Source organism: Euryhalocaulis caribicus (genome assembly GCF_000412185.1).
GTDB classification, from domain to species: Bacteria; Pseudomonadota; Alphaproteobacteria; order Caulobacterales; family Maricaulaceae; genus Euryhalocaulis; species Euryhalocaulis caribicus.
Window position 1 is genome coordinate 1 of the sequence record NZ_ASJA01000004.1, and the last position, 25,200, is coordinate 25,200.

23 protein-coding genes are annotated in these 25,200 nt (G+C 64.5%); 12 read left to right on the forward strand and 11 right to left on the reverse strand.

Annotation, left to right across the window (positions count from 1 at the left end):
* Both L338_RS04330 and ccmE read right to left on the reverse strand, forming a co-directional pair.
* Positions 1-593 (reverse strand): outer membrane protein (locus L338_RS04330; protein WP_022697141.1); only part of this gene is annotated, 593 nt, incomplete at its 3' end.
* Positions 594-792: 199 nt separating this feature from the next.
* Complete coding sequence (gene ccmE, locus L338_RS04335) at positions 793-1,215, reverse strand: cytochrome c maturation protein CcmE (protein ID WP_022697142.1); 423 nt, start codon at positions 1,213-1,215, stop codon at positions 793-795.
* A 96-nt stretch (positions 1,216-1,311) separates the two neighbouring features.
* Here ccmE and ccmA point away from each other — a divergent pair, with 96 nt between their 5' ends.
* From ccmA to L338_RS04355, 5 genes are all read left to right on the forward strand, one after another.
* A complete protein-coding gene (ccmA, locus tag L338_RS04340) occupies positions 1,312-1,938 on the forward strand; it encodes a heme ABC exporter ATP-binding protein CcmA (protein ID WP_033310557.1) in 627 nt (208 codons plus the stop codon).
* Positions 1,935-2,588 carry a heme exporter protein CcmB gene (locus L338_RS04345; RefSeq protein WP_022697144.1) on the forward strand — a complete coding sequence of 218 codons (654 nt, stop codon included), beginning with the start codon at positions 1,935-1,937 and terminating at the stop codon, positions 2,586-2,588. Before ccmA ends, L338_RS04345 begins: the two co-directional genes overlap by 4 nt.
* A 15-nt stretch (positions 2,589-2,603) precedes the next feature.
* Complete coding sequence (gene ccmC / locus L338_RS04350; protein ID WP_022697145.1) at positions 2,604-3,362, forward strand: heme ABC transporter permease CcmC; 759 nt, start codon at positions 2,604-2,606, stop codon at positions 3,360-3,362.
* The gene (locus L338_RS17535; protein ID WP_022697146.1) at positions 3,359-3,514 is read left to right on the forward strand and encodes a hypothetical protein; all 156 of its coding nucleotides are present in this window, start codon (positions 3,359-3,361) and stop codon (positions 3,512-3,514) included. Before ccmC ends, L338_RS17535 begins: the two co-directional genes overlap by 4 nt.
* A gap of 225 nt (positions 3,515-3,739) precedes the next feature.
* Positions 3,740-5,308 (forward strand): hypothetical protein, encoded by a 1,569-nt coding sequence (locus tag L338_RS04355; RefSeq protein ID WP_022697147.1) that lies wholly within the window; start codon positions 3,740-3,742, stop codon positions 5,306-5,308.
* On the opposite strand, the gene L338_RS04360 is transcribed toward L338_RS04355, so the two are convergent.
* The 6 genes from L338_RS04360 to L338_RS04385 form a co-directional block, all read right to left on the reverse strand.
* Positions 5,305-6,429, reverse strand: a complete 1,125-nt coding sequence (locus tag L338_RS04360; protein ID WP_027068270.1) for an SO2930 family diheme c-type cytochrome — start codon at positions 6,427-6,429, stop codon at positions 5,305-5,307. The genes L338_RS04355 and L338_RS04360 overlap by 4 nt on opposite strands.
* Positions 6,426-7,655: a parallel beta-helix domain-containing protein gene (locus L338_RS04365; RefSeq protein ID WP_051122706.1), complete on the reverse strand. Its 1,230-nt coding sequence runs from the start codon at positions 7,653-7,655 to the stop codon at positions 6,426-6,428. The genes L338_RS04360 and L338_RS04365 overlap by 4 nt, the downstream gene beginning before the upstream one ends.
* Before the next feature lie 3 nt (positions 7,656-7,658).
* Positions 7,659-8,741: a ferritin-like domain-containing protein gene (locus L338_RS04370; RefSeq protein WP_022697148.1), complete on the reverse strand. Its 1,083-nt coding sequence runs from the start codon at positions 8,739-8,741 to the stop codon at positions 7,659-7,661.
* The gene (locus tag L338_RS04375) at positions 8,728-9,708 is read right to left on the reverse strand and encodes a sterol desaturase family protein (RefSeq protein WP_022697149.1); all 981 of its coding nucleotides are present in this window, start codon (positions 9,706-9,708) and stop codon (positions 8,728-8,730) included. Before L338_RS04375 ends, L338_RS04370 begins: the two co-directional genes overlap by 14 nt.
* 13 nt (positions 9,709-9,721) lie before the next feature.
* Positions 9,722-10,138: a hypothetical protein gene (locus L338_RS04380; RefSeq protein ID WP_022697150.1), complete on the reverse strand. Its 417-nt coding sequence runs from the start codon at positions 10,136-10,138 to the stop codon at positions 9,722-9,724.
* Positions 10,139-10,222: 84 nt separating this feature from the next.
* Positions 10,223-12,898 (reverse strand): TonB-dependent receptor, encoded by a 2,676-nt coding sequence (locus tag L338_RS04385; protein ID WP_022697151.1) that lies wholly within the window; start codon positions 12,896-12,898, stop codon positions 10,223-10,225.
* A gap of 144 nt (positions 12,899-13,042) precedes the next feature.
* On the opposite strand from L338_RS04385, the gene L338_RS04390 reads away from it, so the two are divergent.
* The 7 genes from L338_RS04390 to L338_RS04420 all read left to right on the forward strand — a co-directional run bounded on the left by L338_RS04390 (position 13,043) and on the right by L338_RS04420 (position 21,860).
* On the forward strand, positions 13,043-14,281 hold the full coding sequence (locus L338_RS04390) for a serine hydrolase domain-containing protein (protein ID WP_022697152.1): 1,239 nt from the start codon (positions 13,043-13,045) through the stop codon (positions 14,279-14,281).
* Positions 14,281-15,891 carry a GMC family oxidoreductase gene (locus L338_RS04395; protein WP_022697153.1) on the forward strand — a complete coding sequence of 537 codons (1,611 nt, stop codon included), beginning with the start codon at positions 14,281-14,283 and terminating at the stop codon, positions 15,889-15,891. The genes L338_RS04390 and L338_RS04395 overlap by 1 nt, the downstream gene beginning before the upstream one ends.
* Before the next feature lie 29 nt (positions 15,892-15,920).
* Positions 15,921-17,342, forward strand: coding sequence for a coniferyl aldehyde dehydrogenase (locus L338_RS04400; protein WP_022697154.1), 1,422 nt, complete (start codon positions 15,921-15,923; stop codon positions 17,340-17,342).
* A gap of 46 nt (positions 17,343-17,388) precedes the next feature.
* The gene (locus L338_RS04405; protein ID WP_022697155.1) at positions 17,389-18,480 is read left to right on the forward strand and encodes an SMP-30/gluconolactonase/LRE family protein; all 1,092 of its coding nucleotides are present in this window, start codon (positions 17,389-17,391) and stop codon (positions 18,478-18,480) included.
* Positions 18,481-18,611: 131 nt separating this feature from the next.
* Entirely contained in the window at positions 18,612-20,390 is a 1,779-nt protein-coding gene (locus tag L338_RS04410) for an ATP-binding protein (protein ID WP_161624596.1), read from the forward strand.
* Positions 20,391-20,504: 114 nt separating this feature from the next.
* On the forward strand, positions 20,505-20,942 hold the full coding sequence (gene csgH / locus L338_RS04415; RefSeq protein WP_022697157.1) for a curli-like amyloid fiber formation chaperone CsgH: 438 nt from the start codon (positions 20,505-20,507) through the stop codon (positions 20,940-20,942).
* An 84-nt stretch (positions 20,943-21,026) separates the two neighbouring features.
* Positions 21,027-21,860 (forward strand): META domain-containing protein, encoded by an 834-nt coding sequence (locus L338_RS04420; protein WP_022697158.1) that lies wholly within the window; start codon positions 21,027-21,029, stop codon positions 21,858-21,860.
* On the opposite strand, the gene L338_RS04425 is transcribed toward L338_RS04420, so the two are convergent.
* The 3 genes from L338_RS04425 to L338_RS04435 are packed head-to-tail and all read right to left on the reverse strand — an operon-like array spanning position 21,857 to position 25,149.
* The gene (locus L338_RS04425) at positions 21,857-22,816 is read right to left on the reverse strand and encodes an alpha/beta fold hydrolase (protein ID WP_022697159.1); all 960 of its coding nucleotides are present in this window, start codon (positions 22,814-22,816) and stop codon (positions 21,857-21,859) included. The two genes, L338_RS04420 and L338_RS04425, sit on opposite strands and share 4 nt — an antisense overlap.
* Positions 22,817-22,828: 12 nt before the next feature.
* On the reverse strand, positions 22,829-23,650 hold the full coding sequence (locus L338_RS04430; RefSeq protein ID WP_022697160.1) for an SDR family NAD(P)-dependent oxidoreductase: 822 nt from the start codon (positions 23,648-23,650) through the stop codon (positions 22,829-22,831).
* On the reverse strand, positions 23,647-25,149 hold the full coding sequence (locus L338_RS04435; protein WP_022697161.1) for a flavin-containing monooxygenase: 1,503 nt from the start codon (positions 25,147-25,149) through the stop codon (positions 23,647-23,649). The genes L338_RS04430 and L338_RS04435 overlap by 4 nt, the downstream gene beginning before the upstream one ends.
* Between the last annotated feature and the right edge of the window lie 51 nt (positions 25,150-25,200).

The following is a 25,200-nucleotide window of genomic DNA, read 5'->3' on the forward strand; positions in this document are numbered from 1 at the left end:
CTCTGGAAGTCTTCCAGGGCAACGTCGGTGGTTCCGCCAAACGTGTTGACCTCGATGTCGTCGGACCAGAGGTAACGGTAGTAGACTTCACCGATCAGACGCTCGGAAAGCGCCCAGCCGATACCGGCCATGCCCTGCAGGGCCATGGAGGAATCCGCGTCATCGATATTTTCGAAGTCGGGGGACACGCCGCGAACATTGTTCAGCATGATGCCCGCGCCGCCGCCGATGAACGGCTGGAAGCGGCCCGCTTCGTTGAAGTCGTAGAAGACGTTCGCCATCACCGGATAGGAGTGAATGTTGCTATCCGTGTTCGGCAGGTTGCCGACGGCGCCGGTGTCGTTCCACTGGTGCTCAAGAGACAGTTCGACACGCCAGCCGGAATCCGGAAGAGCGTAACCGAGCGCCAGAAGCGGGGCGACGTGGCCCTGGCTCTGGATCTCCAGATCTCTACCGTTTTCGTCGGTGTAGTCGATGTCTCCGGTCGTGCCGAAGCCAACTGCGGCACGGCCGTACCATTCGTCGCCCGCCAGAGCGGCGCCCGGAAGGACGATCGCCGTGAGAGCAACGGCTGAAAGAAGCCGAGATTTCATATTTAATTCCCCTCCGTCATGCGGATCGGATGACCCGCTGCGGCTGCCATAAACGCGGCGTGCACCAAAAGGTTCCCATAAAAGGCACACAAATAATGCGCCGCACGCGGATCATGCGCTCAATGCAATAATCCGCGTATATCGTTCCTTTTGGAGGCGGCAATGTCAAAGGAAATTCAGGCGCTGTGTCCAAATTTCATCAGCGTGTTGCGGATTTAACAGCCTTTAGCTCGATCGGCTCGTAATTTTCATCATGCTTGGCCAACACGCGTTCCGCGCGCAGTTTGCGCGCCGACTCAATCCGGCCATCGGCGATCACGCCCTGCCCCTCACGGAACAGGTCCGGAAGCGCGCCGGAATAGATCACGTCCACGGTCTCATCGCCGTCCGTCACCCGGAATGTGACATCGGCCCCGTCGCCATAGCGCACGCTGCCTTCCTCCACGAATCCGCCCAGACGCACGCGTTCCCCGGCCTGCCCCTCGGCGGCCAGATCGCTGGGCGTCATGAAATAGGAGATGTTCTCCTGGAGCGAGGACAGCGCCAGTGCGGCCGCCCCGCCCACCAGTATGGCGGCGACGGCGAGCGTGATCAGGCGTCGGTTTCTGTGCGGCGGCGTCATGGTGCGTACAGTATTCTCGCTAAGGCGCGGTTTTCTCTGCTATAGCGCGCGGATCGTTTCCTCGCCATGCGTCGCGGGCGCCGCAAGAGCAGTTCCTTGACCGCCTTCCCTGCCTTCACATTGTCCTTTGACGATCTCTGCGCGCGGCGCGGGGGCCGCCGCGTGGTGGAAGGCGCTTCCGCGTCGCTGTCCAATGGCCGGCGGCTGGACCTGAAAGGCCCCAACGGCTCTGGGAAAACCAGCCTCCTGCGAATCTTCGCCGGCCTGATCCGCCCCGAGGACGGCCGCCTCTCCCTCGAGATTGGCGGCCGCGCCGTTTCCCCGCGCGAGCCCGGCCATGTCGCCTGGGTCGCCGACCGCGACGCCCTGCGCCCGGAGCTTACGGTGGCGGAGACCTTGCGCTTCTGGGCCGCCTTCCCCGCCATGACGGGCGGAGACTCCGCCCTCGCCGCACTGGGGCTCGAACCCTACGCCGATACGCCGGTCCGGCTCCTGTCGCGCGGCTGGCGGCGGCGCACGGCGCTGGCCCGCGCCCTGATGTCGGACGCCCCGATCTGGCTGCTGGACGAACCGTTTGCGGGTCTGGATGAAGATGGCGCGGACCGTTTCGGCGCCGCGCTGGGCGAACATCTGGCGCGCGGCGGCGGCGCGGTCATCGCCCGCCACGCGGCCAATGCCGGCCCTCCCGCCCACCTGACGCTGATCCTGGAGCGCCCGGAATGAACGCCGCGCTCGCCATCTTCCTGCGGGAATTGCGGATCGGGGCGCGCCGTCCGGCCGTCTGGGCGTTCGGCCTCGCCTTCTTCCTGTTGTTCCTCATGCTTTCCGCGCTGGTGCTGGGGCCAGATCCGGCGCGTCTGCGCGCCGCGGCCCCCGCCATTGTCTGGCTGGCGGCGGTCTTCTCCATTCTGCTTTCGGTTCAGACCCTGTTCTCCGAACCGATCGAGGATGGCGAACAGGACTGGCTGATGACCCAGCCCGTCTCCCTGTCGGCCATCATCGCCGCGCGCCTGATCGCGCGCTGGCTGCTGACCGCCGCGCCGCTGGTCGTCCTCGCCCCGGCCGCCGCCATTGCATTCGCGCATGATTCCGGCGGCCTGATCGCGCTTTCCCTGCTGCTGGGCAGCCCCGCCGCGCTGGGTTACGCCGCCGCCGGGGCCGCCTCGGGCGCCGGGGCGAAGGGCGCGGGCGGCATTCTCGGCCCGCTGATCGCCGGGCCGTTGATCGCGCCCGTGCTCATATTCGGCGTAGGCATGGCCCAGTCCGGCGCTATGTTCGGCCCGGAAGCGCGGGCGCTGCTGGCCGCCAGCCTGTTCGCCGCGGCCATATGCCCCGCCGCCTGCGCCTTGGCGCTGCGCGCGCAGGCCGACTAGGGATAGAAAACGCCGATGCTCTCCTATTTCTCCAATCCCGCCCGGTTTGAACGCCTCGCCCGCCCCCTGGGCGCGGTCTTCGGGGCGGCCGCCGCGCTCTGTCTGGCCGGCGCCACGGTCTGGGGCCTGTTCCTGACGCCGCCGGATTCGGAAATGGGTTACGGATTCCGCCTGATCTATGTCCATGTTCCCGCCGCCTGGATGGCGATGTTCGTCTATGTCTTCATCGCCGGCGCGGCGCTGGCCGGCTTTGTCTGGCGGCATATGCTGGCCGATATCGCCGCCCGCGCCGCCGCCCCGCTGGGCGCGCTGTTCACCGCGCTGGCGCTGATCACCGGCGCGGTCTGGGGCAAGCCGATGTGGGGCGCGTGGTGGGTGTGGGACGCGCGCCTGACCTCGGTCCTGATCCTGTTCTTCATGTATCTGGGCCTGATGGCGATCTGGAGCCTGGTCGAGCCGACCCAGCGCGCCGCCCGCATCGCCGGGGCCGTGGCGCTGCTGGGCGTGGTGAACATCCCGATCATCAAGTTTTCGGTCGACTGGTGGGCCGGGCTGCACCAGCCCGCGACCGTGATCCGCATGGACGGCCCGCGCATTGACCCCGCCATGTTGTGGCCGCTCCTCGTCATGGCGCTGGGCTACACCTTCTTCTTCGGCTGGGCGCAGCTGACGCGGATGCGCGCCGCGCTGGCCCGCCGTAGAGCGGAGAATGCGGCCAAACAGTCCCGCCCCTCGCGCGCGCGGCTGGAAACGCGGGAAGGCGGCGCATCATGAGCTTTCTGGATTTCGGACCAAACGGGGGTTTCGTCTGGGCGGGCTGGCTGATTTCGGCCGCGGGACTGCTCGGCGCCGCAGTGCTTGTCCTGCGCGAAGCCCGCGCCGCCAGAAAACTGGAAGAAACGCGCAAGACAAACGCGCGCGATTAACGCCGAACGGCCAGATCGCCCCATTCCAGCCTTGTTTTTGCCGAAACAGCTACGCAATTCCCTTGCATAATTAACCATGATATTCGCCTGTGAGGCGAAAACGGGGGCTGTGTTCAGCTTGAATTCAGCCGGGAATGGCAAGGATCGCGCCCGATGGAGACCGCTCCGCGGGGCGATCAGGCGCGCGCCGGCGCGTTAATAATTTAAAGCGAGGCACAGGACATCATGGCTGAACACCGCGAAGAAGCGGTCTATCCCGAAGACCACAGGCCCAGCGCCATGCGCGGCTTCATCATTTCGCTGATCGTGGTGCTGACCGGCGCCGCGGCGCTGGCCGCCTACTGGACCATGACCAGCCGCCCGCTTCCCGAACAGCTACAGGGCGACCTCGCCTCGGCCGACGCGATGGCCGCCTATGGCGTGATCGCGCTGATCCTGCTGGGCGCGCTGGTGTTCGTTTTCCTGGTCGGCCGGGCGCTCAGCCGCGCCTTCAGCCCGGATTATAGCGGCCCCTACCGGGTCTATCTCCTGTTCACGCTCGTGGCCGCGATGATCTCCGGCTACACCACGACTTATGGCGTGACCATCGAATTTCTTGATCCCGCTCAAGGGTTTATCCGCTATCGCCTGTTCCCGGTCGTGGTCTTCCTCTACGCCTTCCTGTTCGTCTATCTGACATGGACCTGGACGTTCGATCTCGTCATCCGTCAGGACCATGAAGAAGGCGGCGCACGGCGCAACCGCTTCGCCGCGGCCTTCCTGATTCCGCTTCTGGCCGCCGTTCCCATCTTCGCCGTTTCCACCACCACCAGCGCGCTGGGCCTGGCCGGTCCGCGTATTCTGGAACGTTCGGTGCTGGGCTGGATGGACGATTACACGCGCTCCACGCGCAGTCTCGAAGGCTATATTCAGGACGCCGACTCCGTCGCGCTCAGCCTGGAGTCGCTCTCCACCCGCATGGAAACCCTCGCCGGGCAGGAGGCCGCCACGGGCGCGATTTCCGGCTATGCCGGCGCCGGCTCTGTGGTGAACCAGCTCAACAACGCCTCCGGCGACCTGCAACAGACCGCCGGTCTGGTGATGCGCGAACAACAGGCGCGTCTGGAGACCGTCGATGTCCTGGCCAACCGCCTCGACGGCGCCCGCGCCCGGGTTCTTGAGGGCGATTTCTTCCAGAATGCTCAAGGCGAGGCCCTGCCCGTGCGCGACTGGCAGGACCGCGTGCGCGGGCTGGAGCGGGAGATTGGCGGCGCCTGGGAAAGCGCCTCTTCGCGCTCCCATATCCGCGCCGCGTCAGGCCAGCTGGACCTCCTCGACGGCATCATTTTCGGCGGCGCGATGAGCGCGTCTTCCACCGTCGCCGATGCCCAGCGCGACGCGCGCGGCCAGATCTCGTCCTATCTCGGCAATGCCCGCGGCACCGTGAAGAACGAGATGAACCGCGCCCTGGCGGACACTCCGCCGGAGCCGCCGGAATTCACCTACACCTCGCCGCTTCTGGTGCTGTTCAATAGCTGGGAACAGGCGATCCTGCCCTGGGTCATCGCCATCGCGGTCGATTTCGGCCCGTGGGTGTGGATCATGCTGGCCCTGATCGCCGGCTTCGACGAACGCTCCCGCAGCCGCGCCCGCTATGCCCACGCCCCTGCCAAGCGCCAGGGCTCCCCCTACCGCTCGGACCGCGACGACGGCCCGGAGGGCGATGAGGAGACAAGAAAGCGCCGCAAGGGCGAGCCCCTCTTCGCCCCCGGCGCCAAGCGCAACGGCAATGGCTCAGGGCTGACCCGGCACTAGGACCGGCAGGCCCCGTCCATCCCGGCAATCCACGCCTCCACCAGCGCCGCGCCTTCCTCGTGAACCAGGCTCCGGCCCAGTTCCGGCATCATGATGTCGGGGGCGTCGGAGCGCATGCGGAACAGCAGGATGGATTCATCCGGCGCGCCCGGCGTCACGCCATAGGTGTGCCCGCCGGACCCGCGGCCCGCCGCGATGGGCGGCTTGCAGACGCCCAGATGCGCGTCCTCCTCCGCCTCCACATTAAGGTGCAGGCCTGACGTATCGGCCGGTCCGGCCGGGTTGTGGCAATGGGCGCAGTTCACGTCCAGATAGGCGCGCGCACGGGCCGTGACGGGGGCGGATTCATCGTCCCAGACCGCGAGGGCCGGGGCGGTTTCAGCCGCCGGCGCGCCGACCAGATAGCCGGCTTCCACCAGTTTCGCGATCTGGTTCTGCGCGCCTTCGGCGTAGGCATAGGTCTTGTTCAGATTGCGCGGCTTGGGGCCGATGGGCCGGATTTCGCGGGTCGTGTTGTTGGTCGCGTGACAGCCTTTGCACTGGTTCGCATCGGGCACGATATAGGCGAAATCCCGCGGCTGGCCCTCATCTTCCAGCGTCAGGCGCTTCACCGCGCCCCCTCTTTGCAGCGTCGCCTCGCTCTGTTCGGCGTTCCAGACATATGGAAGCGCCCTCCAGCCGCCCTCGTCCCGGATCAGAAGCCGGGTCTCAATCAGGCGAACCTGGTCCAGTTTCAGCCCGTTTCCGGCCCGTTCCGAGGCCGTTTCGGGGGCTTTTGCGACCCTGCCCGGGGCGGTTCCGCGCGGATAATAGAAGGTCTTGGTGATCACCGTGCCCACGGGGAAGTCCAGAACATCGCCTTCCCGGTATTGCGCGGACGCGCCTTCGGGCATCCAGACCGTGCGTAATTTGTGCGCGTAATCGGTGAAAAGCGGCGTGTTCAGGTCGTAAGGCGTGACGCCCTCGCCCAGTTCCAGCGCGCCATTGGCGGCCGTCACCAGCCCCCAATCGCTCAAATTTACCGGGTTGTCGTCATGCAATGTGACCGTTTGCGGCGGGCTTTCGCCGCCACAGGCGGCCAGAACCAGCGCGCAAACGCCCGCCGATAGCGCCCGGATCAAGGCGCCGGGGCGGCCAGCGAGACCGCCGGCAGGGGTTCAATCGGGCAATCCGCGCCGCCATCGACGATGCGCGGGTCGGAAAAATCGTTCGGGGCGTCCAGATTCATCACCTCGGCGTCGCCATTATCGACGCAGAGCACCGGATCAGCGCCGCCCTCGCGGGCATAACCGTCCCACAATACGTCCGGCAGGCGGCCAGTCGGCCCGAATTTCAGCACGCGCAGCGCCTGAAGATCCATATTGTCCGGCGATCCGCCGCCCCCGGCGAAGTCGTTTCCGTGCACATAGATGCGCTCCGGATACGGATCGAACGCGTCGGCGGTGTCGAATTGCTCGGTATAGCCGCTGGTATAGTAGGAGGAGACGATCACGTTCGCCGTCTTGTTGTTGGAAATCTCGTTATCGAAGATCTCCACGGCGTCGTTGGAATTGATAATCACGCCCGTCCCGGCCGGAACGCTGGCCACCGCCGTGCCTTCCGCGCCGAAATTGCGGGTGTTGTTCTCGAAAATCCGGTTCTCATAGACGCGCGTCGTGTGCCCGGGCTGGGGCAGGTGCGGCATGTTGAAGACCAGGATTCCGCCCGTGTTTTCGGTCGCCACATTGCCGTAAACGTCCGCGCCGATGGTGTTTTCGATCTCGATCCCCGCGACATTGTATTCGGCGCGGTTGTTCCGGACGATCACATTGCGCGACTGGCCGACATAAATGCCGGCGTCGGAGGCGGCGATGGCGACGCTATCCTCGATCAAAACGTTCTCGATCTGCACCGGATAGATGCCATAGGCGCCGTTTTCGGTGTCCGGCCCGTTCGTCCATTCCGTGCGCAGGCCGCGAATGACGACATTCTTGCCCTCATTCACCTTCAATGCGTCGCCGATCGTGTCCTCGATGGCGAGGTTTTCGATGGTGAAATCGCTGGCCGTGACCAGCAAACCTTCCGCCCCGGCGATCTGATCGGCGAAGCTGAGGATGGTTTCGTCCATCCCCTGCCCCCGGATCGTCACCCCGTCCGTGGTCAGGCTGAGCGAGCGGTCGAAGGAGAATTTGCCCGCCGGGATCTCGATCACGTCGCCGGGCTGCGCGTCCAGCAGGGCGGTGCGCAACGTATCCTGGTAGGAAGCATCCGCTTCCTGCGCCGGTCCGGCGGACTGATCGCCGCCGTCGCCGCAGGCGGAAAGGCCCAGAGCGCCGGCCAGGCCGGCAAGAATCATCGTCTTTTTCATCATCTATTCCGCCGCCGCCCCGGTGCCCGCCACCGCATTCACATAGGCGCTGCGGGCGTCGAAATCCTTGGCTTTCGCCTCGTCGTCTTTCTGGAGTTCTTCGGGGTCCAGATCCTGGAAATGCAGCACGCCCATATCCTCATAGGCGTTGCGCACAGGCGCGCCCCACAGGCCGATATCCTTGACGATCGGCACAATGCGCTGAAACAGGAGCTGGCGGTAAAGCTGAACGATTTCAGACTTTTCCGTCCATTCCTTGCACTCCTTCTGGTTCAGATCGAGCGCCTCGTACATTTCCGAGGCGTCGGTCATCCGGTCGCGCATCAGATAGCAGGCCTCGACCAGAAATTCCTCGCGTTCGGCGCGCTCGGCGTCGCTCAGCTCCGGGTAATAATCGCGCAGCGTCAGACGGCCGAAGGCGACGTGGCGCGCCTCGTCCTCCATCACGAAGGCGTTCACCTGCCGCGCCAGCGGATTCTGGGCGATGTCGCGGATCGTGCCGAAAGCGGCCAGCGCCAGCCCCTCGATCACCACCTGCATGGCCAGATAGGTCATGTCCCAGCGGGAATCGCGCAGCGCCTGATCCACCAGCTCCTGCAGCGGCCCGGTCATCGGATAGGCGACGCCGAATTTCTCCAGCAGCTTCTTGTAGGCCTCCACATGCCGCGCCTCGTCCATCACCTGGGTGGAGGCGTAGAACTTGGAATCGAGGTCCGGCACCTGCTGCACGATCTTGGAGGCGCAGAGCAGCGCGGCCTGCTCGCCCTGCAGGAACTGGGAGATATTCCAGGCCTGCATGTGGCGGCGCACCTCGATGCGCTCCTTCTCGTCCATCTTCTCCCAGATGGGTGAGCCGTAAAGGCCGTTGGCCTCGTCCGGCATCTGCATGGGATTCTCGAAATCTATGTCCTGCGACCAGTCGATGCGTTCGACCGCGTCCCACTGCATGTCCTTGCCCTTCTGGTAGAGGTGCATGAGCGACATGCGCCCCTCGTCGAATTCCCAGTCGAACACGGCGTCGAATTCCTGGGGCACGGTCCAGGCCGGGTCGATGTCCGGCATCGGATACAAATCACGCAGGGACATTGGTTTCTCCTCCCATGGGTGGGGCTTGCGCGTCGTTGCGCGCATCCTCGTCCCGCGGAGCCTTTATGTCGCCCTTGCGGGCGAGGCTCTCTTTCCAGCGGGCCTTGATCGTTTCGGACGTGTCCCGGCTGCCGTCCGGCGACCAGCCGGGCGGGCGGAACGCATATCCGAAAGCGTGACCGACGGAGCGGGCGGACGCGACGTCCTTCCCGATCCCGTACCATTCATGGAAGGCGACCTTCAGCGGATTGAAGGTGCCGAGATTTCTGACAATGCCGTAGCGGCAGGGCTCGTCGTCGCGCTCCGGCTCGAACGTGCCGAACATGCGGTCCCAGACAATGAAGACGCCGGCATAGTTGGAATCCAGGTAGCGCGGATTGGTGGCGTGATGGACCCGGTGATGGGAGGGGGTGTTCATCACCGCCTCGAACCAGGGCGGGAAACGCTTCACCGCCTCTGTATGGATCCAGAACTGATAGATCAGGTTCAGCCCGCTGACGAAGGCGATGATCACCGGGTGGAAGCCCAGCAGGGCCAGCGGCGTGCCGAATATGATGAAGGAAAAGGTCAGCTGCCCGGTCCAGGTCTGCCGCAGGGCGGTGCTGAGATTATAATGCTGGCTGGAATGATGGATGACGTGCGCGGCCCAGAACCAGCGAACCCGGTGCGAGGCGCGATGCCACCAGTAATAAAGGAAGTCGTCGCCGATGAAGGCGATGGCGAACGCCCACCAGGCAAAACCGATATCGAACAGGGCGAACTGGTAGACGAACATCGACCAGCCGAAAGCCAGGAAGCCGAACAGGACGCCGGAAATGGTGTTGCCCAGCCCCATCATCAGGCTGGTCAGCGTGTCGCGCGGCTCATAGCGGCCGCGGCCCGTGAAGCGGACAAACAGCATTTCCGCGAGGATCAACCCGACAAAGGCGGGTATCGCAAAAGTAACGGGATCCGGCAGTTCCGGCATCGTCCATCAGGCGCTAGCGCCCTGTCTCCCCAATACGGCGCGCCCATTCGCGCGCTTCTTCTTCGCTTTCCAGCATAAGCGAAACACGGCCCAAGGTGAAATCGGAAAGCCGCAGCGACAAATTGCCGCTGCCGTCAACGTCAACCACGCGAATATCGGCCGGAGCGAGCAGCCGCGTAACCACGTCCACGCCCCGCACGACGGCCAGCCCGACCCGGTTGGACGCCTTGTCCGCGACCAGCGCGGCCAGACCGTCCGTGGAGACCACGCCCTCGCCCGCTTCGAACCCCGCCAGGTCGTTTTCCAGGCGCACGGCCGCGGCCTCGACCGAATCCATCAGGCCCGGCTTGAGGCCGGTGAGCCAGATATTGATGCCGAAGAGGGCGAGAATGGCGGCGAAGGACGCCGCGATGATCAGGAGCGTCGTCATGGAAACATGGTCCCTGGTCCGTAAACGCAGAAGGCGGAGGCGACACGCGCCCCCGCCCTCTTTCTTACGTCAACGGCGCGGACGCTATTTGCGCAGGCGCAGCGTCACGCCATACGTCGCCGGGTCGCCCGGATAGACGTTGTAGCTGGTGCCGAGGTAACCGACCGACGGGAAACCGCCTTTGGTGTATTCCTCGTCAAAGATGTTGCGCCCCCAGAGCTGGACCTGCCAGCCGCCATCCGCGCCGCCAAGGCCGACGCTGGCGTTGAACAGGGCGAAGTCGTCCTGATTGGCGAAGGGACGCGGGTCCAGGCTGGTCGTGTGAGCGAATTCGGAGGTGTAGGTCACCTCGCCGCGCACGAAGCCTTCCATCGTATTGCCGATCGGCTGGGTATAGGTGCCGGTCAGCGAGCCGACGAAGTCCGAATTGCCGCGGTCAACGCCCGTCAAGTCGTTGAACGACGCCGTTACGCCGCCTTCGTTCGTGCGCTCATTGCCCGGCAGGCAAAGCTCGAACATCGGATCGGACGGATCGAAACTGTCCGGGCACGGCGCGAACTGATAATCGCCATATTCATTGTGGAACAGCCAGGTGAAGCCGCCCGTGAAGAACAGGCGGTCCGTGGGCGCCCACTGGCTCTCGAACTCAAGGCCCGCGACTTCGATGGAGCCGGCATTGTCCAGAGCGAAGCCGTTGCCCACGAAATTATTGGACTGGAAGTCCTCGATTTCCTGCGCGAACAGCGCCACCGCGTAGATGAAGCGGTTATTGCCCAGAGCGCCCTTGGCGCCGATTTCGGCGGACTGCGCCTGTTCGTCCTGGAACTCGAACACGCCGGTCTTGGCCGCGTCCACAGAGACGTTGAACCCGCCCGGCTTAAAGCCGGTGGCGTAGCTGGCGTAGACATTGAAGGTCGGCGTCACGTCATAGGACGCGATGACATTGTAGGAGAAGTTGGAGTCCGACCGGCTGTCCGGGAAGGCCGCGGCGTTGACCGGCGGCCAGTTCTGGAACGCGGTGAAGCCCAGCAGCTGGTTGATCGCCGGGTTGCGCGCCTGTTCGTCGGTCAGCGGCTGCGTCGGGTCGAACGGCAGCCCCGCCCCGGCCAGCAGCGCCGGGATCAGATAGGCGCAGGCGTCGCCGCCGATGATCGGGAACAGCGTCGGGTCGCAGGTGGTCGGCGACACAAGGCGCAAATCCTGGCCGACATCAACAAAACTGAACGCCGAAATCGGGTCCGGATTGTTGATGTTGGTTTCCATGTCCTTGTCTTCTTCGGCGTAACGCGCGCCCACCGTCATGGTCAGCTTGTCGGTGAGGTTGAAGTCCAGCTTGCCGAAGATGGAGACCGCTTCAGTGTCGTAATTATACGCTTCGCTGATCAGGCCATGCTGGGTGGAAATGAAGCCTTCGGCCGGAACCGTCGGCAGCGAGGCGTTGCCGGAGGGCAGCGGCACGAAATTGCCCACGCCCGCGGCATTGTTGTTGTTCAGGAAGAACTCCAGCAGCGACACGCCGCCAAGGCCGGGCGGCAGGCCCAGACCCGCGACGATCGGAGCAACCTGCGGCGCGGAGGCAAAATCGAAGAAGGCCCGCGCATCGGCCCCGTAAGGCGTGGCGTTCGTGTATTCCAGCTCGTTCTTGTAGTAGAACGCGCCCGCCATCCAGTCGATGAAATTACTGCCCGTGGAGGCGAAGCGGAATTCCTGGGTGAAGGAATCGTATTCGTTGGTGATCGCCCGCGTGCTGACCAGGTCGAGGTCGGAGAAGTCCGCATCGAACAGCTGGTCTTCGTCATAATGACGATAGGCGGTGATCGAGGTGAAGGTGAACGTGTCGAAGTCGTGGTTCAGCTCGCCGGAGATGCCGGAGGTTTTCAGCTCCGTGCGGACATCGCCGTCAATCGCGATATCGCCGTCGAACGGATCGGCCGGCAGGGCCGTGCCGCCGAGACCGACAAGCGCGGCCTGGTCGATCGGGTCATAGAAGGCAAACGGCGCCGCGCAGCAATTCTCGTCAATCACGCCATAATCGCCGATGATGCGGATCGAGGTATTCTCGCCCGGCTCGATCAGCAGCTGGCCGCGATAGGTCTGACGGTCGCGGTTATTGATCTGGCTGCCGTCGGTGACGTCTTCCAGATAGCCGTCATTGGTGTGGTAGCTGGCGTCGAAGCGGCCGGCCATCAGGCCTTCCACGATCGGCCCGGTGATTGAGCCCTTGGCGATGAACTGGCCGTAATTGCCGGCCGTCAGCTCGCCTTCCGCCCCGAAATCATATTCCGGCTGCTTGGTGATGATGCTGACAACGCCCGCCGGGGTGTTGCGCCCGAACAGCGTGGATTGCGGACCGCGGATCACTTCCACGCGCTCCACCGAGATCAGGTCGTTGATCGCAGAGCCCGTGCGCGGACGATAAACGCCATCGACGAACACGCCGACCGAAGGCTCAAGGCCCGGGTTGAAACTGGATGTTCCGATCCCGCGCAGCGCAAATTCGGTATTGGTGGACGAGGCGAACTCGGCGACCCGCAAGGACGGCACAAGCGTCATCAGGTCGGCGGCGTCGCGAATCTGGGATTGCTCAATCTGCTCGTCAGTCACGACGGCCACGGAAACCGGAGTTTCCTGTAGCGTCTGTTCGCGCTTTTGCGCGGTGACCGTGATCTCGTCGATCTGGGCGTGCGCCGCCCCCGTGACGATCAGGCTGGTGACGATGGCCGTGGAGCCAAGCGTGGCGAGTTTCGAAATTCTGGACATGTATCCCCCCTAGGTGCACGGTTCTGCGAACGCTGACGGCCCGCTCAAACGTGGCGTAATAAGATCACCAAAATTGGCGGCTGTCAGCTACAACTTTGTTAAGATTGTAAAAGACGCGCAGCGTTTTTTGCCGGGGGAGGAAATATGAAACGCATCGTCTGGGCGGCGGCGGCCGTGGTTGTAATCGTCGTTGTGGCCGCGCTTGGCTGGTATTTCCGGCCCTGGTCGGATTATGCGCCGGCCAAGATTGCGCGGCTGAACGCGCCGGAAAATTACCCCCAGACCTTCCGCGCCATGGACGAGATTTTCCCGCACCGGGAAATCGCGGCCAATACGGACGCCGCGCCCCTGCCCCGCAACGAACAATCGCTGGATCTGACCTATGACTGGCAGGGCGAGGAAAAGAGTCTCGACCAGTTTCTGGAAGAGGCCAGAACGCTGGGCTTGATCGTGCTGAAAGACGGCGCGGTCGTGCATGAAGAATACCGCATGGAGGCAGGCCCGGACGACCGCTTCACCTCATGGTCTGTCGGGAAAAGCTTCGTGGCGACGCTGGTCGCGATGGCGATGCGCGACGGCCTGATCGACAGCCTGGACGATCCGGCGGAAAAATACGCCGTACAGTTTGAAGGCTCCGATTATGGCGAGACATCGCTGCGTCACCTTCTGATGATGTCCGCCGGCATGGATTTCAACGAGGATTACGGCGCGCCCGATTCGGATATCGACCCGTTCTTCTTCGACGCCTTCATCATGGGCAAGAATGTCGACGAGATGGCCGCCGCCATCGAACGCGACCGCCCGGCGGGCGAGGACCTTCACTATGTCAGCCCGAACACGCACGTCCTCTCGGCGGTCGTGCGCGCCGTCTATGACAAGCCGCTGGCCGCCATCATGGAAGAGCAGATCTGGAAACCGCTGGATATGAGCGGCGACGCCTACTGGTCCCAGAACGTGCAGGGCGGGGACGGCATCGCCATCGGCTATTGCTGCCTCAATGCGAGGCTGGAGGACTATGCCCGCTTCGGACAATTCTATCTTCAGGACGGGGTATGGGACGGCCAACGCCTGCTGCCAGAGGGGTGGGTGACCATGGCGACCACCCCGCAGGCCCCGTTTCAGGAGCCGGGCGCGACCTATGACATTGTCGGCTATGGCCTGCATTTCTGGGTTCCGCAGGACGCGGACGGCGAATTCCAGATGGCCGGCGTGTTCGGTCAATATATCTGGGTGGACCGGAAGCGCGGCGTGGTGATCGCCCGCAACTCGGCCGACCCGGAATTCGGATCGCGCCTTGGCGAAGCCATCACCGTCATGCGCGCCATATCCGCGGCTGTATCGCCCGAACCCGAAACGGAAAGCGCCGAGGCGGAGGCCCCGTAATGGCCGCGAAACAGGCGCTGGAATTCGACTATGTGATCGTCGGGGCCGGATCGGCGGGCTGCACGCTGGCCGGGCGTTTGTCGGAAAATCGCGACGTCACGGTCTGCCTGCTGGAGGCGGGCGGATCGGACGACAAGGCGATCATCCGCACGCCCATGCTGCTGCAGAACGCCATGACCACCCCGGCCATCAACTGGGACTACGAAACGGTCCCGCAGCAGCATCTGAACGGGCGCACGCTCTACTGGCCGCGCGGCAAGACGCTGGGCGGGTCCAGCTCCATCAACGCCATGCACTATATCCGCGGCGCGCGGGAGAATTACGACGAATGGGCGGCGACCTATGGCGCTGAAGGCTGGTCCTGGGAGGACTGTTTCCCGAAATTCCTGGCCCAGCAGGACCAGGAGCGGGGAGAGAGCGACCATCACGCCACGGGCGGCCCGCTGCGCGTGCAGGATATCCAGCCGATCAACCCGATCAGCGAATTGTTCATTCAGGCGGCGGCGGAGCTTCAATATCCGCTGAACGCCGACTTCAACGGCGCGCGTCAGGACGGCTTCGGCATCTATCAGGTCACCCAAAAAGGCCCGCGCCGCTGGAGCGCCGCCGACGCCTTCCTGCGCCCGGCGCTGGAACGGGAGAATCTGACCGTCATCACGGACGCCCTCACCCATCGCGTCCGGCTGGACGGCAAGCGCGCCACCGGCGTGGTCGCGGAGATCGAGGGCGCGCCGGCCGAGATCACCGCCCGCAAGGAGGTGATCCTGTCCGGCGGCGCGATCAATTCGCCGCAGCTCCTGCTGCTGTCGGGCATCGGGCCGGGACAGGAAATTCGCGGCGCCGGCGTGACCCCGGAAATCGACTTGCCGGGCGTGGGCAAAAACCTTCAGGACCATCTGGACGTGACGGGCCAGATCAAGATGCGCAGCGCGCGCTCTATCGGGCGCAGCTGGCGCGCCGCGCCCAAGCTGATCGGCGACGTGCTGCGCTGGATGATACGGGGCGACGGCGATTTCACGGTCAACCCGATCCAGGGCGGCGCTTTCGTGAAATCGTCCCAGTCCGACGGTCTGCCGGACCTGCAGCTGGTCTTTATCCCCTCGCTCTCCGCCCCGCACGGGCGGGAGACGATCTACGGCCACGGGGCGACGCTGCATGTCTGTCACCTCTACCCTCAGAGCCGCGGCGAAATCCGCCTCGCCTCCGACGATCCGCGCATGTACCCGCTGATCGACCCGAATTATCTCTCGGCGGAAGAGGATCTGGAGGCGCTCACCGACGGGCTGGAAATTGTCCGCCGCGTCCTGAACGCCCCGGCCTTCGCGGAGGAGCGCGTGGCGGAACTCCTGCCCGGCGATTTGAAGGTCACGCGGGACGATCTTCGCGACGATATCCGCGCCCGGGCGGAGACGCTCTATCACCCGACCAGCACCTGCGCGATGGGCGATGGCGAGATGGCGGTGACCGATCCGCGCTGCCGTGTCCGGGGGGTCGAGGGGCTGCGCGTGGTGGACGCCTCGGTCATGCCCCGCCTTGTCGGCGGCAACACAAACGCCCCGACGATTATGGTCGCGGGCCGCGCGGCTGATATGATCGCCGCCGACGCCTGAAGCGACCAGATGAGAAGGTCAGGAACACCATGAGCGATATCGACGCCCGTCAGATCGAACGGATGAAATCCCTTCTGGCCAGCCAGCAGGACGCTTTTGCGCGTGACCGCCACCGCCCGCTGAACGAGCGCAAGGCGGACCTTGAGGCCGTCCAGACCCTGACCGCCGCCCATGCCGGCGAAATCGCTGACGCCATAGCCAGCGATTACGGCGTCCGCTCGAAAGCGGAGACGCAGCTGGGCGAGATCGGCTTCGTGCTGGCGTCCGCCAAACACGCGCTGAAGAATCTGGATAAATGGGCGAAGCCGCAAAAGGCCTCCGTCCCGATGACACTGGCCCCCGGCAAGGCCTATGTCCGGCGCGAGCCGAAGGGCGTGGCGGGCATCGTTTCACCCTGGAATTATCCCTACCAGCTGGCCATCGCGCCGCTGATCGCCGCGCTGGCCGCCGGGTGCCGCGCCATGATCAAGCCCAGCGAATACACGCCCGCGACGGCGGAGCTGATGCAGCGCCTGCTGGGCGAGCGATTTTCCGAAGATCAGGTGGCGGTGGTCACCGGCGGGCCGTCCGTGGGGGAGGCCTTCACCGCCCTTCCCTTCGACCACCTCTTCTATACCGGCTCCACCCATGTCGGCCGCATCGTCGCCAAAGCGGCGGCGGAAAACCTGACGCCGGTGACGCTGGAGCTGGGCGGAAAATCGCCGGCCATCGTCACCGAGTCCTATGAGACGAAGGACCTCATGAAGCCGCTGGCCTGGGGCAAATTCTTCAATGCCGGCCAGACCTGCGTGGCGCCGGACTATGTGCTGGTCCCCAATCGCCGGGTCGAGGAAATCGGCGAGGCGCTGATCGCGACGGTTTCGGACTTCTATCCGGACCTTTCCAGCGATGACGACTACACGGCCATCGTCTCCCAAAAGCATTATGACCGCCTCAGCGGCATGATTGAGGAAGCGCGGGCCGCCGGCGCCCGCATTCTTCAGCCCGAACATGACGCCGAGGCCGCAAGGGCGGCGCGCAAGATTCCCCCGACGGTCATCCTGAACCTGCCCGAAGACAGCCCGCTGATGCAGGAGGAAATCTTCGGCCCGGTCCTGCCGGTCCTTGGCTATGAGCTGCTGTCCGGAGCCATCGATTTCGTGAATGGCCGCGACCGGCCGCTGGCCCTTTATGTCTTCTCGAAAGAAAAGAGCCAGTCCCGCCGCGTGCTGGAACAGACGATGTCCGGCGGGGCCTCCGTGAACGCCACCATGCTGCACCTGTCAGTCGAGGACATGCCCTTTGGCGGCGTCGGAAAGAGCGGCTATGGCGCCTATCACGGCGAGCGCGGCTTTCTGGAATTCACGCATGAGCGGTCCGTGTTCGAAGCGCCGGTCTGGCATCCTTCGCGCCTGATCGCGCCGCCTTACGGCAAGATGTTCGACTTCATCGCGGGCCTGCAGAAGCGCTGACGCGGCGCTTCCGGCACGCCTGCCCTAACGGTTCGGGGAGGAACCCATGGGACGCGCCCTGCTCTGGCTTTTCGCGATCCTGATCGTCATTTGCGCGGTCTGGTATCTGTGGCCCGCAAAGGCCGATCCCGCTTATTGGGACGAGCCGGAACCGCCGGAAATGACCGGCGTGCTGGAGCCGCGCGGCCGTCTTGCCCAGGCCGAACAGATCGGCGCGGGCGCGGTGATGAGTTCAGAGGATATCGCTATCGGTCCCGACGGCGCGGTCTATGCCGGGCAACCTGACGGACGGCTGGTGCGCCTGCGTCCGGGTTCCGACACGGTGGAAACCGTCGCCGATGTCTCCAACTATCCGGTTCTGGGCCTGCAATGGACGCCGGAGGGCGATCTGGCCGCCATGGCGCCTGACGGGCTTTACCGCGTGAATGTGGGAACCGGCGAGAGCGAACTTCTGACCAACGCCTATGACGGCGAACCCTTCGGCTTCGGCGACGATCTGGATGTGGCGGACGACGGGACAATCTATTTCACCGACGCCACATCGAAATGGGGCGCGGGATCGGAAAGCGGCCCCGACTACGTGATGGACATGGTGGAGAACCGGCCCTGGGGCGCGCTTTACGCCTATCATCCGGACACCGGCGAGACGGCGCTGTTGCTGGATAATCTCTATTTCGCCAATGGCGTCGCCATGGCGGCGGACGGACGCTCCGTCTTCGTGGCGGAAACATTCCGCTACCGCATCCAGCGATACTGGCTGGACGGCCCGAACGCCGGCGCGGCGGAGATAATCGCCGAAAACCTGCCTGGTATTCCCGACGGCGTGATGAGCGACCGGCAAGGCAAGCTCTATGTCGCCATGGACACCCAGCGCTCGCCCGTCCTCGCCTTCCTGCACGAAAACCCGTTTCTCACGAAGATGATCACCAAGCTGCCGCGCGGCCTGTGGCTGCGCGCGGGACCGTCCAGCGGATTCGTGCTGGTGATGAACGAAGAGGGAGACTACCTGGATTCCTATCATGATCCGGACGGCCGCTTCGGCATGATCGCCAACGCGGTGCCTGAAGGCGAATATGTCTGGATCGGCTCGCTTACCGCCCCGGTCATAGGAAGATACCGCGCCCCCGACCGCCAGTAACGCGGGCGCAGGCTGAAGAACGCTCCAGTCCCGCAAGGCGAGTTTTGCGAATATACAACCTGTATATTTAACCGCTTTAAAACACGTCTCCCTTATAGATCCGCGCTATTCAGGCCCGGTTGGATACGATGATGCTGGCGCGGTTTTTCAATGATCCGGCGATTGCCGATGCGGCCACGGGGTCCAATTCCCTTTGGATAAGCCGGCTATTGCTGGTGGCGATCCTGGCGCCGCTGGTTGGCCTTTCATTGGGCTGGCAATCCATGGCCATCTGGCTTGCCCTGATCATACCCATCGAAATCTATTCCAAATGGGCCTCCGACACGCTGCTGAAGGCCTCCCCCGCCACGTTCAGAACGCGCATGTTTTTTCTGGCCGCGGCGGTGGCGGCGGTTTCCGCCTGGCTGACCCTCAGCCTCATGCTGTGGTTTACCGATACGCCCGCCTACCAGATGGCGGCGGTCTGCCTGTGGGCGGGCACCCTGATCTATGTGCAGGGCTTCATGCACGGCTCGCATGTCACGCTGCTGGCCGGGGGCGGGCCGACGACTCTTGTCCTCATCGGCGCGCCGCTTGTGGATCCGCCCTTTTCCGGCGTCGAACAGGTCATGCTGATGAGCATGCTGATCCTGATGACCGGCTTCGCATGGCGGGCCTCTCAGGTTTATTACCGGACGCGCCAGGACTTGCGCGAAACCACCCACTCTCTGGAAGACCAGAAGCGCGCCGCCGAACAGGCGAGCGACGCAAAATCCGCCTTCCTCGCCACGATGAGCCATGAAGTCCGCACGCCCTTGAACGGCATTCTCGGCATGGCGCGCCTGCTGGAGCGCGGCGCGGAAGACCCGGCGCAACAAAAACAGATCAGCACCATCATAGCGTCCGGCAATCTCCTTACCGCTGTCCTCAATGACGTGCTGGACCTGTCGCGGATCGAGGCCGGACGGATGGAAATTTCACCGGTCGAGGCCGACCTCGAAGCCACGCTCGCCCAGGCGGTTTCCCTTTTCGAAGGCGCGGCGCGCGAAAACGGGGTGACGCTTTCGCTGGAGGTCGACGAAACCTTGCCCCAGCAAATCGTCTTCGATCCACTGCGCGTGGGGCAGTGTGTTTCCAATCTTTTGTCGAACGCGGTGAAATTCACCGAGAGCGGCTCGATCACGGTCAGCGCCAGATCCCAGCCCGCCGAAGCGGGGGAAGACGGCGATTTGCGGGTATTTGTCGCGGTCACTGACACGGGCATCGGCATCAGCCCGGAAATGGCCGAGCGGCTTTTCACGCCCTTCACCCAGGTCGACAGCTCCATATCCCGGCGTTTTCAGGGGTCCGGACTGGGGCTCTCCATTGTCCGGCGGCTGGCGAACCTGATGGGCGGCGATGCGAGCGTTGAAAGCGCAGCCGGTCAGGGCTCCAGTTTCTGCATCGATTTCCTCGCCCGTCACGGCGCAGCCCTGCATGAGGCCGCCAATGACGAGGCGGAGCTGTCGCAATACAGATCGCGCGTGCGCGAGAAGCGCGTTCTGGTGGTGGACGACAACGCCGTGAACCGTCAGGTCGCCTCGATATTCCTGGCCGATTTCGATTGCGAGATCATGGAGGCGGAGAACGGACAGGACGCGCTGGACCTGCTGGCGGACGGTCCGTTCGATCTTGTGCTTCTGGATGTCCACATGCCGGTCATGGACGGTTTCAAGACGGCCTCCGCCATTCGCGAATCGCAAGAGGCCTGGTCGCAAATTCCCATCGTCGCTCTGACCGCGGACGCGATGACCGGCGACCGGGACAAATGCCTGCAGAACGGCATGGATGCCTATGCCAGCAAGCCGCTGGACCCGCGCCAGATGCTGGGCGCGATGGTTTCCGCCATGGAAAGCCGCCGCCATGACGGCGACGCTCCGCGGCCCGCCTGAGCCAGACGCTTCCCGGCTGATGTATGCAGGATGAACCGGGGTTTCAGGGCCGGCTCACGCCCGCCCCTCTAAAACGCCTCCATGGTCACTGAACAGGACAATGGAGCGGCCCCGATGAAACACGGACTTCTGATTGCCGGCGCAGCGGCGCTGACGGCCCTGGCGGGCGCTGCGGGCGCGGCCCCGGCCAATCTCGCCTCCGCCCCCGATGGCTGCGCGATTCAGGTGGAACGCAACGCAAAGGGCGTTTCCCTGCGCGCCTCCGCCGATCGCGGCGTCACCGGCGAATATGAGATGATCGCCGACATCTATACGCCCACCGGCTCGACCTCCGCCCGTCTGACCGGCGATTTCGGCGGCTATGGCTGGCGCCGCGGCGGGCTCAGCCGCATCGATGTGGAGCGCGAGAACAGCTTCCGCGCGACGCTGCGCGTCTATGCCCCTGATGGCGGCCTGATCTGTCAGGACGTCATGCGCGGCAACGCGGCGCGCGTTGTGCGGTCCGATCTGCGCTCGCGCAGCGGCTTTCCCGGCGAGGGCCGCCGCTTCTAGTTTCCACGGATCAAAATAGCCGTTTTCGGGTTTTACCTGCGGGGGAGGCGCAATCGCCCCCGCAGCAAGCCGCCGGAGAATGATATGACCAGCCCGCTATCCGCCCAGCCGCTCCTCTGCCTTCTCGCCTTTGGCGTTATCGGCGCCACGGGCTGCGATCCCGACCGCGCCGCCCCCGCGGCAGAGACGGAGACGGCCATGACCCAGGACAATTCCGACCGCCCCACGACGACGGCCGGCGAAGGCATTCGGCAGAATGAAGACTCCGCCGGGACCGCAGCGCCGGACACCGACGAAATCGCCGGGACGCCGCAACTGACCGCGATCGGGCAGGAGCCGGGCTGGTCGCTCACCATCGGCGCTGAAGAGGCGGAATTGCTGACCGATTACGGCCAGAACCGCGCCACTTTCAAAGCGCCGGCGCCAGAGCCCGTCAATAGCGGCGTCCGCTATGCGCTTTCCGATAACGTCGTGGCCACGGTCCGGGACACGCTCTGCCAGGATCCGATGAGCGGCATGAACTATCCAAAATCGGTCACGGTGGAGACGCCGGACCAGACGCTTGAGGGTTGCGGCGGCGCGCCGGAAGACCTGCTGACCGGCCCGGAATGGGTGGTCGAGGATATCGCGCAGGGCGGCATCATCGACTCCTCCCGCGTCACGCTGAATTTTCAGGAAGAAGGCCGGGTCAGCGGCATGGCCTCCTGCAACACCTATAACGCCTCATATTCGATCACCGGCGAAGGGCTGAGTTTCGAGCGCGCCATGTCGACCAAGAAGGCCTGCGCCCCGGCTCTGATGAATCAGGAAAACCGCTTCCTGACCGCGCTATCCGGCATCGACCGTTTCGGGATTTCGGACACCGGCGCGCTGGTGCTCTATTCCCGCGACACGCCGGCGATCACCGCCCGCCGCTAGGCGAATGTCCTGTCCGCCATGCGCCGGATGAAGCTTTCCGTCTCTTCCGGGGCGGCGGCCAGCGGCATATGGCCGGTTTCCGGCAGGGTCACGATTTCGATTTCCGGCAGCGCCGCGCGCAACGCGTCCAGATGGGTTTGCGCATCCAGAACGCGGTCTTGCGCCCCATAGAGAACCCCGGCGGGAACCGATATCTCGCCATAGCGCGGCGCGATCCCCGGCAAGTCCATCGGCACGGCGTGCAGATCGGTGGAGGTGGCGTAGAACGCGTCCGGCCGCAGCGACAACAGCCCCCCGCCCTTCACCCCGAAATCCGCAGGCGGCCTGTCCGGCGCGAACACCAGCGCCAGCGTCTTCGCGCCGCGCCGTATCGCCATCGGAACGGCGATGGTCTCCGCGATCAGGCGGCGGATAAGCGGGCTGGAAATATCGATGCTCCTGAACATCGGCGGCGCTTCGTCCTGCGGCTCGACCAGGGGCGAGACCAGCGCCAGTCCGCCAACCCGTTCGGGATGATTGACCGCCAGGGTCAGCGCCACGGCGCCGCCCAGCGAATGCCCGACGATCAGCGGCTTCTCGATGCCTTCCTTTTCAAGAAACTCGGCGATCATGCGCGCCTGTTCGGGAATCCGCGCCAGATCGTCCCGGTCCCGCGCGGAATAGCCGCAACCGGGCCGGTCAACCGCGATGACGCGGTAATCGGCCGCGAGAGGCTTGGCGGTAGCGTAAGTGAAGTTATGCAGATTGCCCGACAGGCCGTGAATCATCACGACGGGCCGTCCCTTGCCCTTTGACAGCCAGTGAATGCGTCCGCCTTCAACATCGGTGAACCGCCCCGGCGGCGGCATTCCGGCCTCCACCTTGGCCGCCATGCGCCGGGAAAACAGGAACAGCCCCAGCAGCGGCAGGGCGATTATCGCAATCAGTATCGCCAGAACGATCAGAAAGGCGGTCATGGGCTTCTCCGTCTATATTCTTTCCGCGCGGCGATTGATCAGGGACCAGTAGCCGCCGGGGCTCAGCCGCTCGAACAGGGCCGCCAATTTTGCGTCCCGCCCGACCAGCACGCGGGGTTTACGCTTTTCAACAGCCTTCAGGATGATTTCGGCGGCTTGCGGCGACGGCATGGTCAGCAGACGTTTCGCCTGTTCCCGCCGCGCCGCGATCTCTTTCTCGCTCGCTCCGGCCGGAATGCGGGCGCTATCGGCAATCTGCGTGGCGACGCCGCCCGGATGCACGGTGGTCACCCCGACCGGCGATCCCGCCAGCTCATGCCGCAGCGCATCCGAAAAGCCGCGCACCCCGAACTTGCTGGCGCTATAGGCGGTCTGGCCGGCCGGGGCGATGACGCCGAAAATGCTGGAAATATTGGTAATGTGCGCGGCGTCCGCTTCCCGCAGCAGAGGCAGGAAAGCGCGCGTCACGCGCACCACGCCCCAGAAATTGATGGCGAACAGCCACTCGAAATCCTCCGGCGCAATCTCCTCGAACGTCCCGCCGACAGCGACTCCGGCATTGTTAAACAGCAGATGAGCCCCGCCATGTTCGTCCCTCACCGCCTTGGCGAACGCCGCGATGGCGTCGGGTTGGGAGACATCGACCGCGTGAAGGGTGGCCCGTCCCTCCCCCGGCAGGGATTTCCGCACCGCCTCCAGACCGGCCATATTGATATCGGCCAGCGCCAGGTGACAGCCGCGCGCGGACAGCGCCCCGGCCAGCGCCGCGCCAATGCCGTTGGCCGCCCCCGTGATCACGGCTGTGCGGCCCGCAAAGTCCATGCGGCCGCTCATTCCGCCGCCTTCGCGGGAGCATTATCCCGGCCCGTCATTGCATCGCCCGCTTCCCCGAAATGCACTTCCCCGTCTTCCAGCTTGCCATAGCGGATCGCCAGCATGTCCTGGATATAGTTCTGATAGGCCCGCCACGGCGGACGCGCGCCCTGTTTCGGAAACTCGGCGATGGAGCGCTGTACATAGCCCGACGAGAAATCCAGAAGCGGCTCCGCTTCCAGATCCGGCGGCGCGACGGGCTCTACATAGTCATAGCCCTTGCGCTTCATGTGATTGAGCAGACGGCAGACCCGCTCGCACGTCAGGTCCACTTTCAGCGTCCATGACGCGTTGGTGTAGCCGAAGGCCAGCGCCAGGTTCGGCATTCCGCTCAGCATCATGCCGCGATAGGCGAACGAATCCTTCGCCACGAACGGCGCGCCATCGACCCTGAAATCGACGCCGCCCAGCAGCAGCATCTGCAGGCCGGTGGCGGGGATAATGATGTCCGCTTCCACCACTTCGCCCGATTTCAGCTCAAGCCCGTCCGGTGTGAACCGGTCGATATGGTCAGTCCTGATGGACGCCTTGCCGTCTTTCAGCGCCTGGAAGAAATCGCCGTCCGGCGCCAGGCAGAAACGCTGGTCCCAGGGATTATAGCTCGGGTTGAAATGCGTCCCGACAGCGGCGTCCTCGCCCAGCTTCTTCTCGATCGCCTTCATCACCTGACGTTTCACGAATTCCGGAAAGCGCTGGGAGAGCTGGTAGAAATAGATGGTCAGCAGCACGTTCTTGGCCCGGGTCAGGCTATAGGCCAGCCCGCCCGGCAAGACTTTGCGCAATCCGTCGGCGATACGGTCCCGCATCGGCCGCGCCGCGATATAGCTGGGCGACCGCTGCACCATCGTCACATGCGCCGCCGTTTCCGCCATGGCGGGGACCAGCGTCACCGCCGTCGCGCCGCTGCCGATGATCGCCACCCGCTTGCCGGCATAATCCAGATCCTCCGGCCAGTGTTGCGGGTGCACGATGCGGCCGGTGAAATCCTCCATCCCCTCGAACGCGGGAAGATAGCCCTTGTCGTAGCGATAATAGCCCGAACACATCATCAGGAAGCCGCAAGTATAGATGGCTCGCGCGCCGTCCTCGCCGCGCTCCACGGTGACGGTCCAGCGCGCCGACTTGCCGTCCCAGTCGGCGGACACGACGCGATGCCGGTAACGGATATGGCTTTCAATATCGTGGCGCTCCGCCGTGTCCTTCACGTAGTGGCGGATGGCCGGGCCGTCGGCGAACACCTTGCCGCTGGTCCAGGGGCGAAAAGCGTAGCCGAACGTATACATGTCGGAATCGGAGCGTATGCCCGGATAGCGGAACAGGTCCCAGGTTCCGCCCATCGCCGCGCGCGCTTCCAGAATGGCGTAGCGACGGTCCGGGCAGCGTTTCTGCAGGTGATACCCCGCCGCAATGCCCGAGACTCCGGCCCCCACGACCAGCACGTCGAAATGCTCTTCGGCCATAATCTCCCCTTTAAAGGCGATCTGACGCCGCCTCTCCCTCACGTCAGCGTA

Coding starts and splice junctions, on each gene's coding strand:
- ccmE (WP_022697142.1), bottom strand. CDS start 1,215: ATGACGCCGCCGCACAGAAACCGACGCCTGATCACGCTCGCCGTCGCC.
- L338_RS04380 (WP_022697150.1), bottom strand. CDS start 10,138: ATGACGACGCTCCTGATCATCGCGGCGTCCTTCGCCGCCATTCTCGCC.
- L338_RS04345 (WP_022697144.1), top strand. CDS start 1,935: ATGAACGCCGCGCTCGCCATCTTCCTGCGGGAATTGCGGATCGGGGCG.
- L338_RS04365 (WP_051122706.1), bottom strand. CDS start 7,655: ATGAAAAAGACGATGATTCTTGCCGGCCTGGCCGGCGCTCTGGGCCTT.
- L338_RS04435 (WP_022697161.1), bottom strand. CDS start 25,149: ATGGCCGAAGAGCATTTCGACGTGCTGGTCGTGGGGGCCGGAGTCTCG.
- L338_RS04410 (WP_161624596.1), top strand. CDS start 18,612: ATGCTGGCGCGGTTTTTCAATGATCCGGCGATTGCCGATGCGGCCACG.
- L338_RS04375 (WP_022697149.1), bottom strand. CDS start 9,708: ATGCCGGAACTGCCGGATCCCGTTACTTTTGCGATACCCGCCTTTGTC.
- L338_RS04390 (WP_022697152.1), top strand. CDS start 13,043: ATGAAACGCATCGTCTGGGCGGCGGCGGCCGTGGTTGTAATCGTCGTT.
- L338_RS17535 (WP_022697146.1), top strand. CDS start 3,359: ATGAGCTTTCTGGATTTCGGACCAAACGGGGGTTTCGTCTGGGCGGGC.
- L338_RS04385 (WP_022697151.1), bottom strand. CDS start 12,898: ATGTCCAGAATTTCGAAACTCGCCACGCTTGGCTCCACGGCCATCGTC.
- L338_RS04430 (WP_022697160.1), bottom strand. CDS start 23,650: ATGAGCGGCCGCATGGACTTTGCGGGCCGCACAGCCGTGATCACGGGG.
- L338_RS04395 (WP_022697153.1), top strand. CDS start 14,281: ATGGCCGCGAAACAGGCGCTGGAATTCGACTATGTGATCGTCGGGGCC.
- L338_RS04400 (WP_022697154.1), top strand. CDS start 15,921: ATGAGCGATATCGACGCCCGTCAGATCGAACGGATGAAATCCCTTCTG.
- L338_RS04425 (WP_022697159.1), bottom strand. CDS start 22,816: ATGACCGCCTTTCTGATCGTTCTGGCGATACTGATTGCGATAATCGCC.
- csgH (WP_022697157.1), top strand. CDS start 20,505: ATGAAACACGGACTTCTGATTGCCGGCGCAGCGGCGCTGACGGCCCTG.
- ccmC (WP_022697145.1), top strand. CDS start 2,604: ATGCTCTCCTATTTCTCCAATCCCGCCCGGTTTGAACGCCTCGCCCGC.
- L338_RS04355 (WP_022697147.1), top strand. CDS start 3,740: ATGGCTGAACACCGCGAAGAAGCGGTCTATCCCGAAGACCACAGGCCC.
- L338_RS04370 (WP_022697148.1), bottom strand. CDS start 8,741: ATGTCCCTGCGTGATTTGTATCCGATGCCGGACATCGACCCGGCCTGG.
- L338_RS04405 (WP_022697155.1), top strand. CDS start 17,389: ATGGGACGCGCCCTGCTCTGGCTTTTCGCGATCCTGATCGTCATTTGC.
- L338_RS04420 (WP_022697158.1), top strand. CDS start 21,027: ATGACCAGCCCGCTATCCGCCCAGCCGCTCCTCTGCCTTCTCGCCTTT.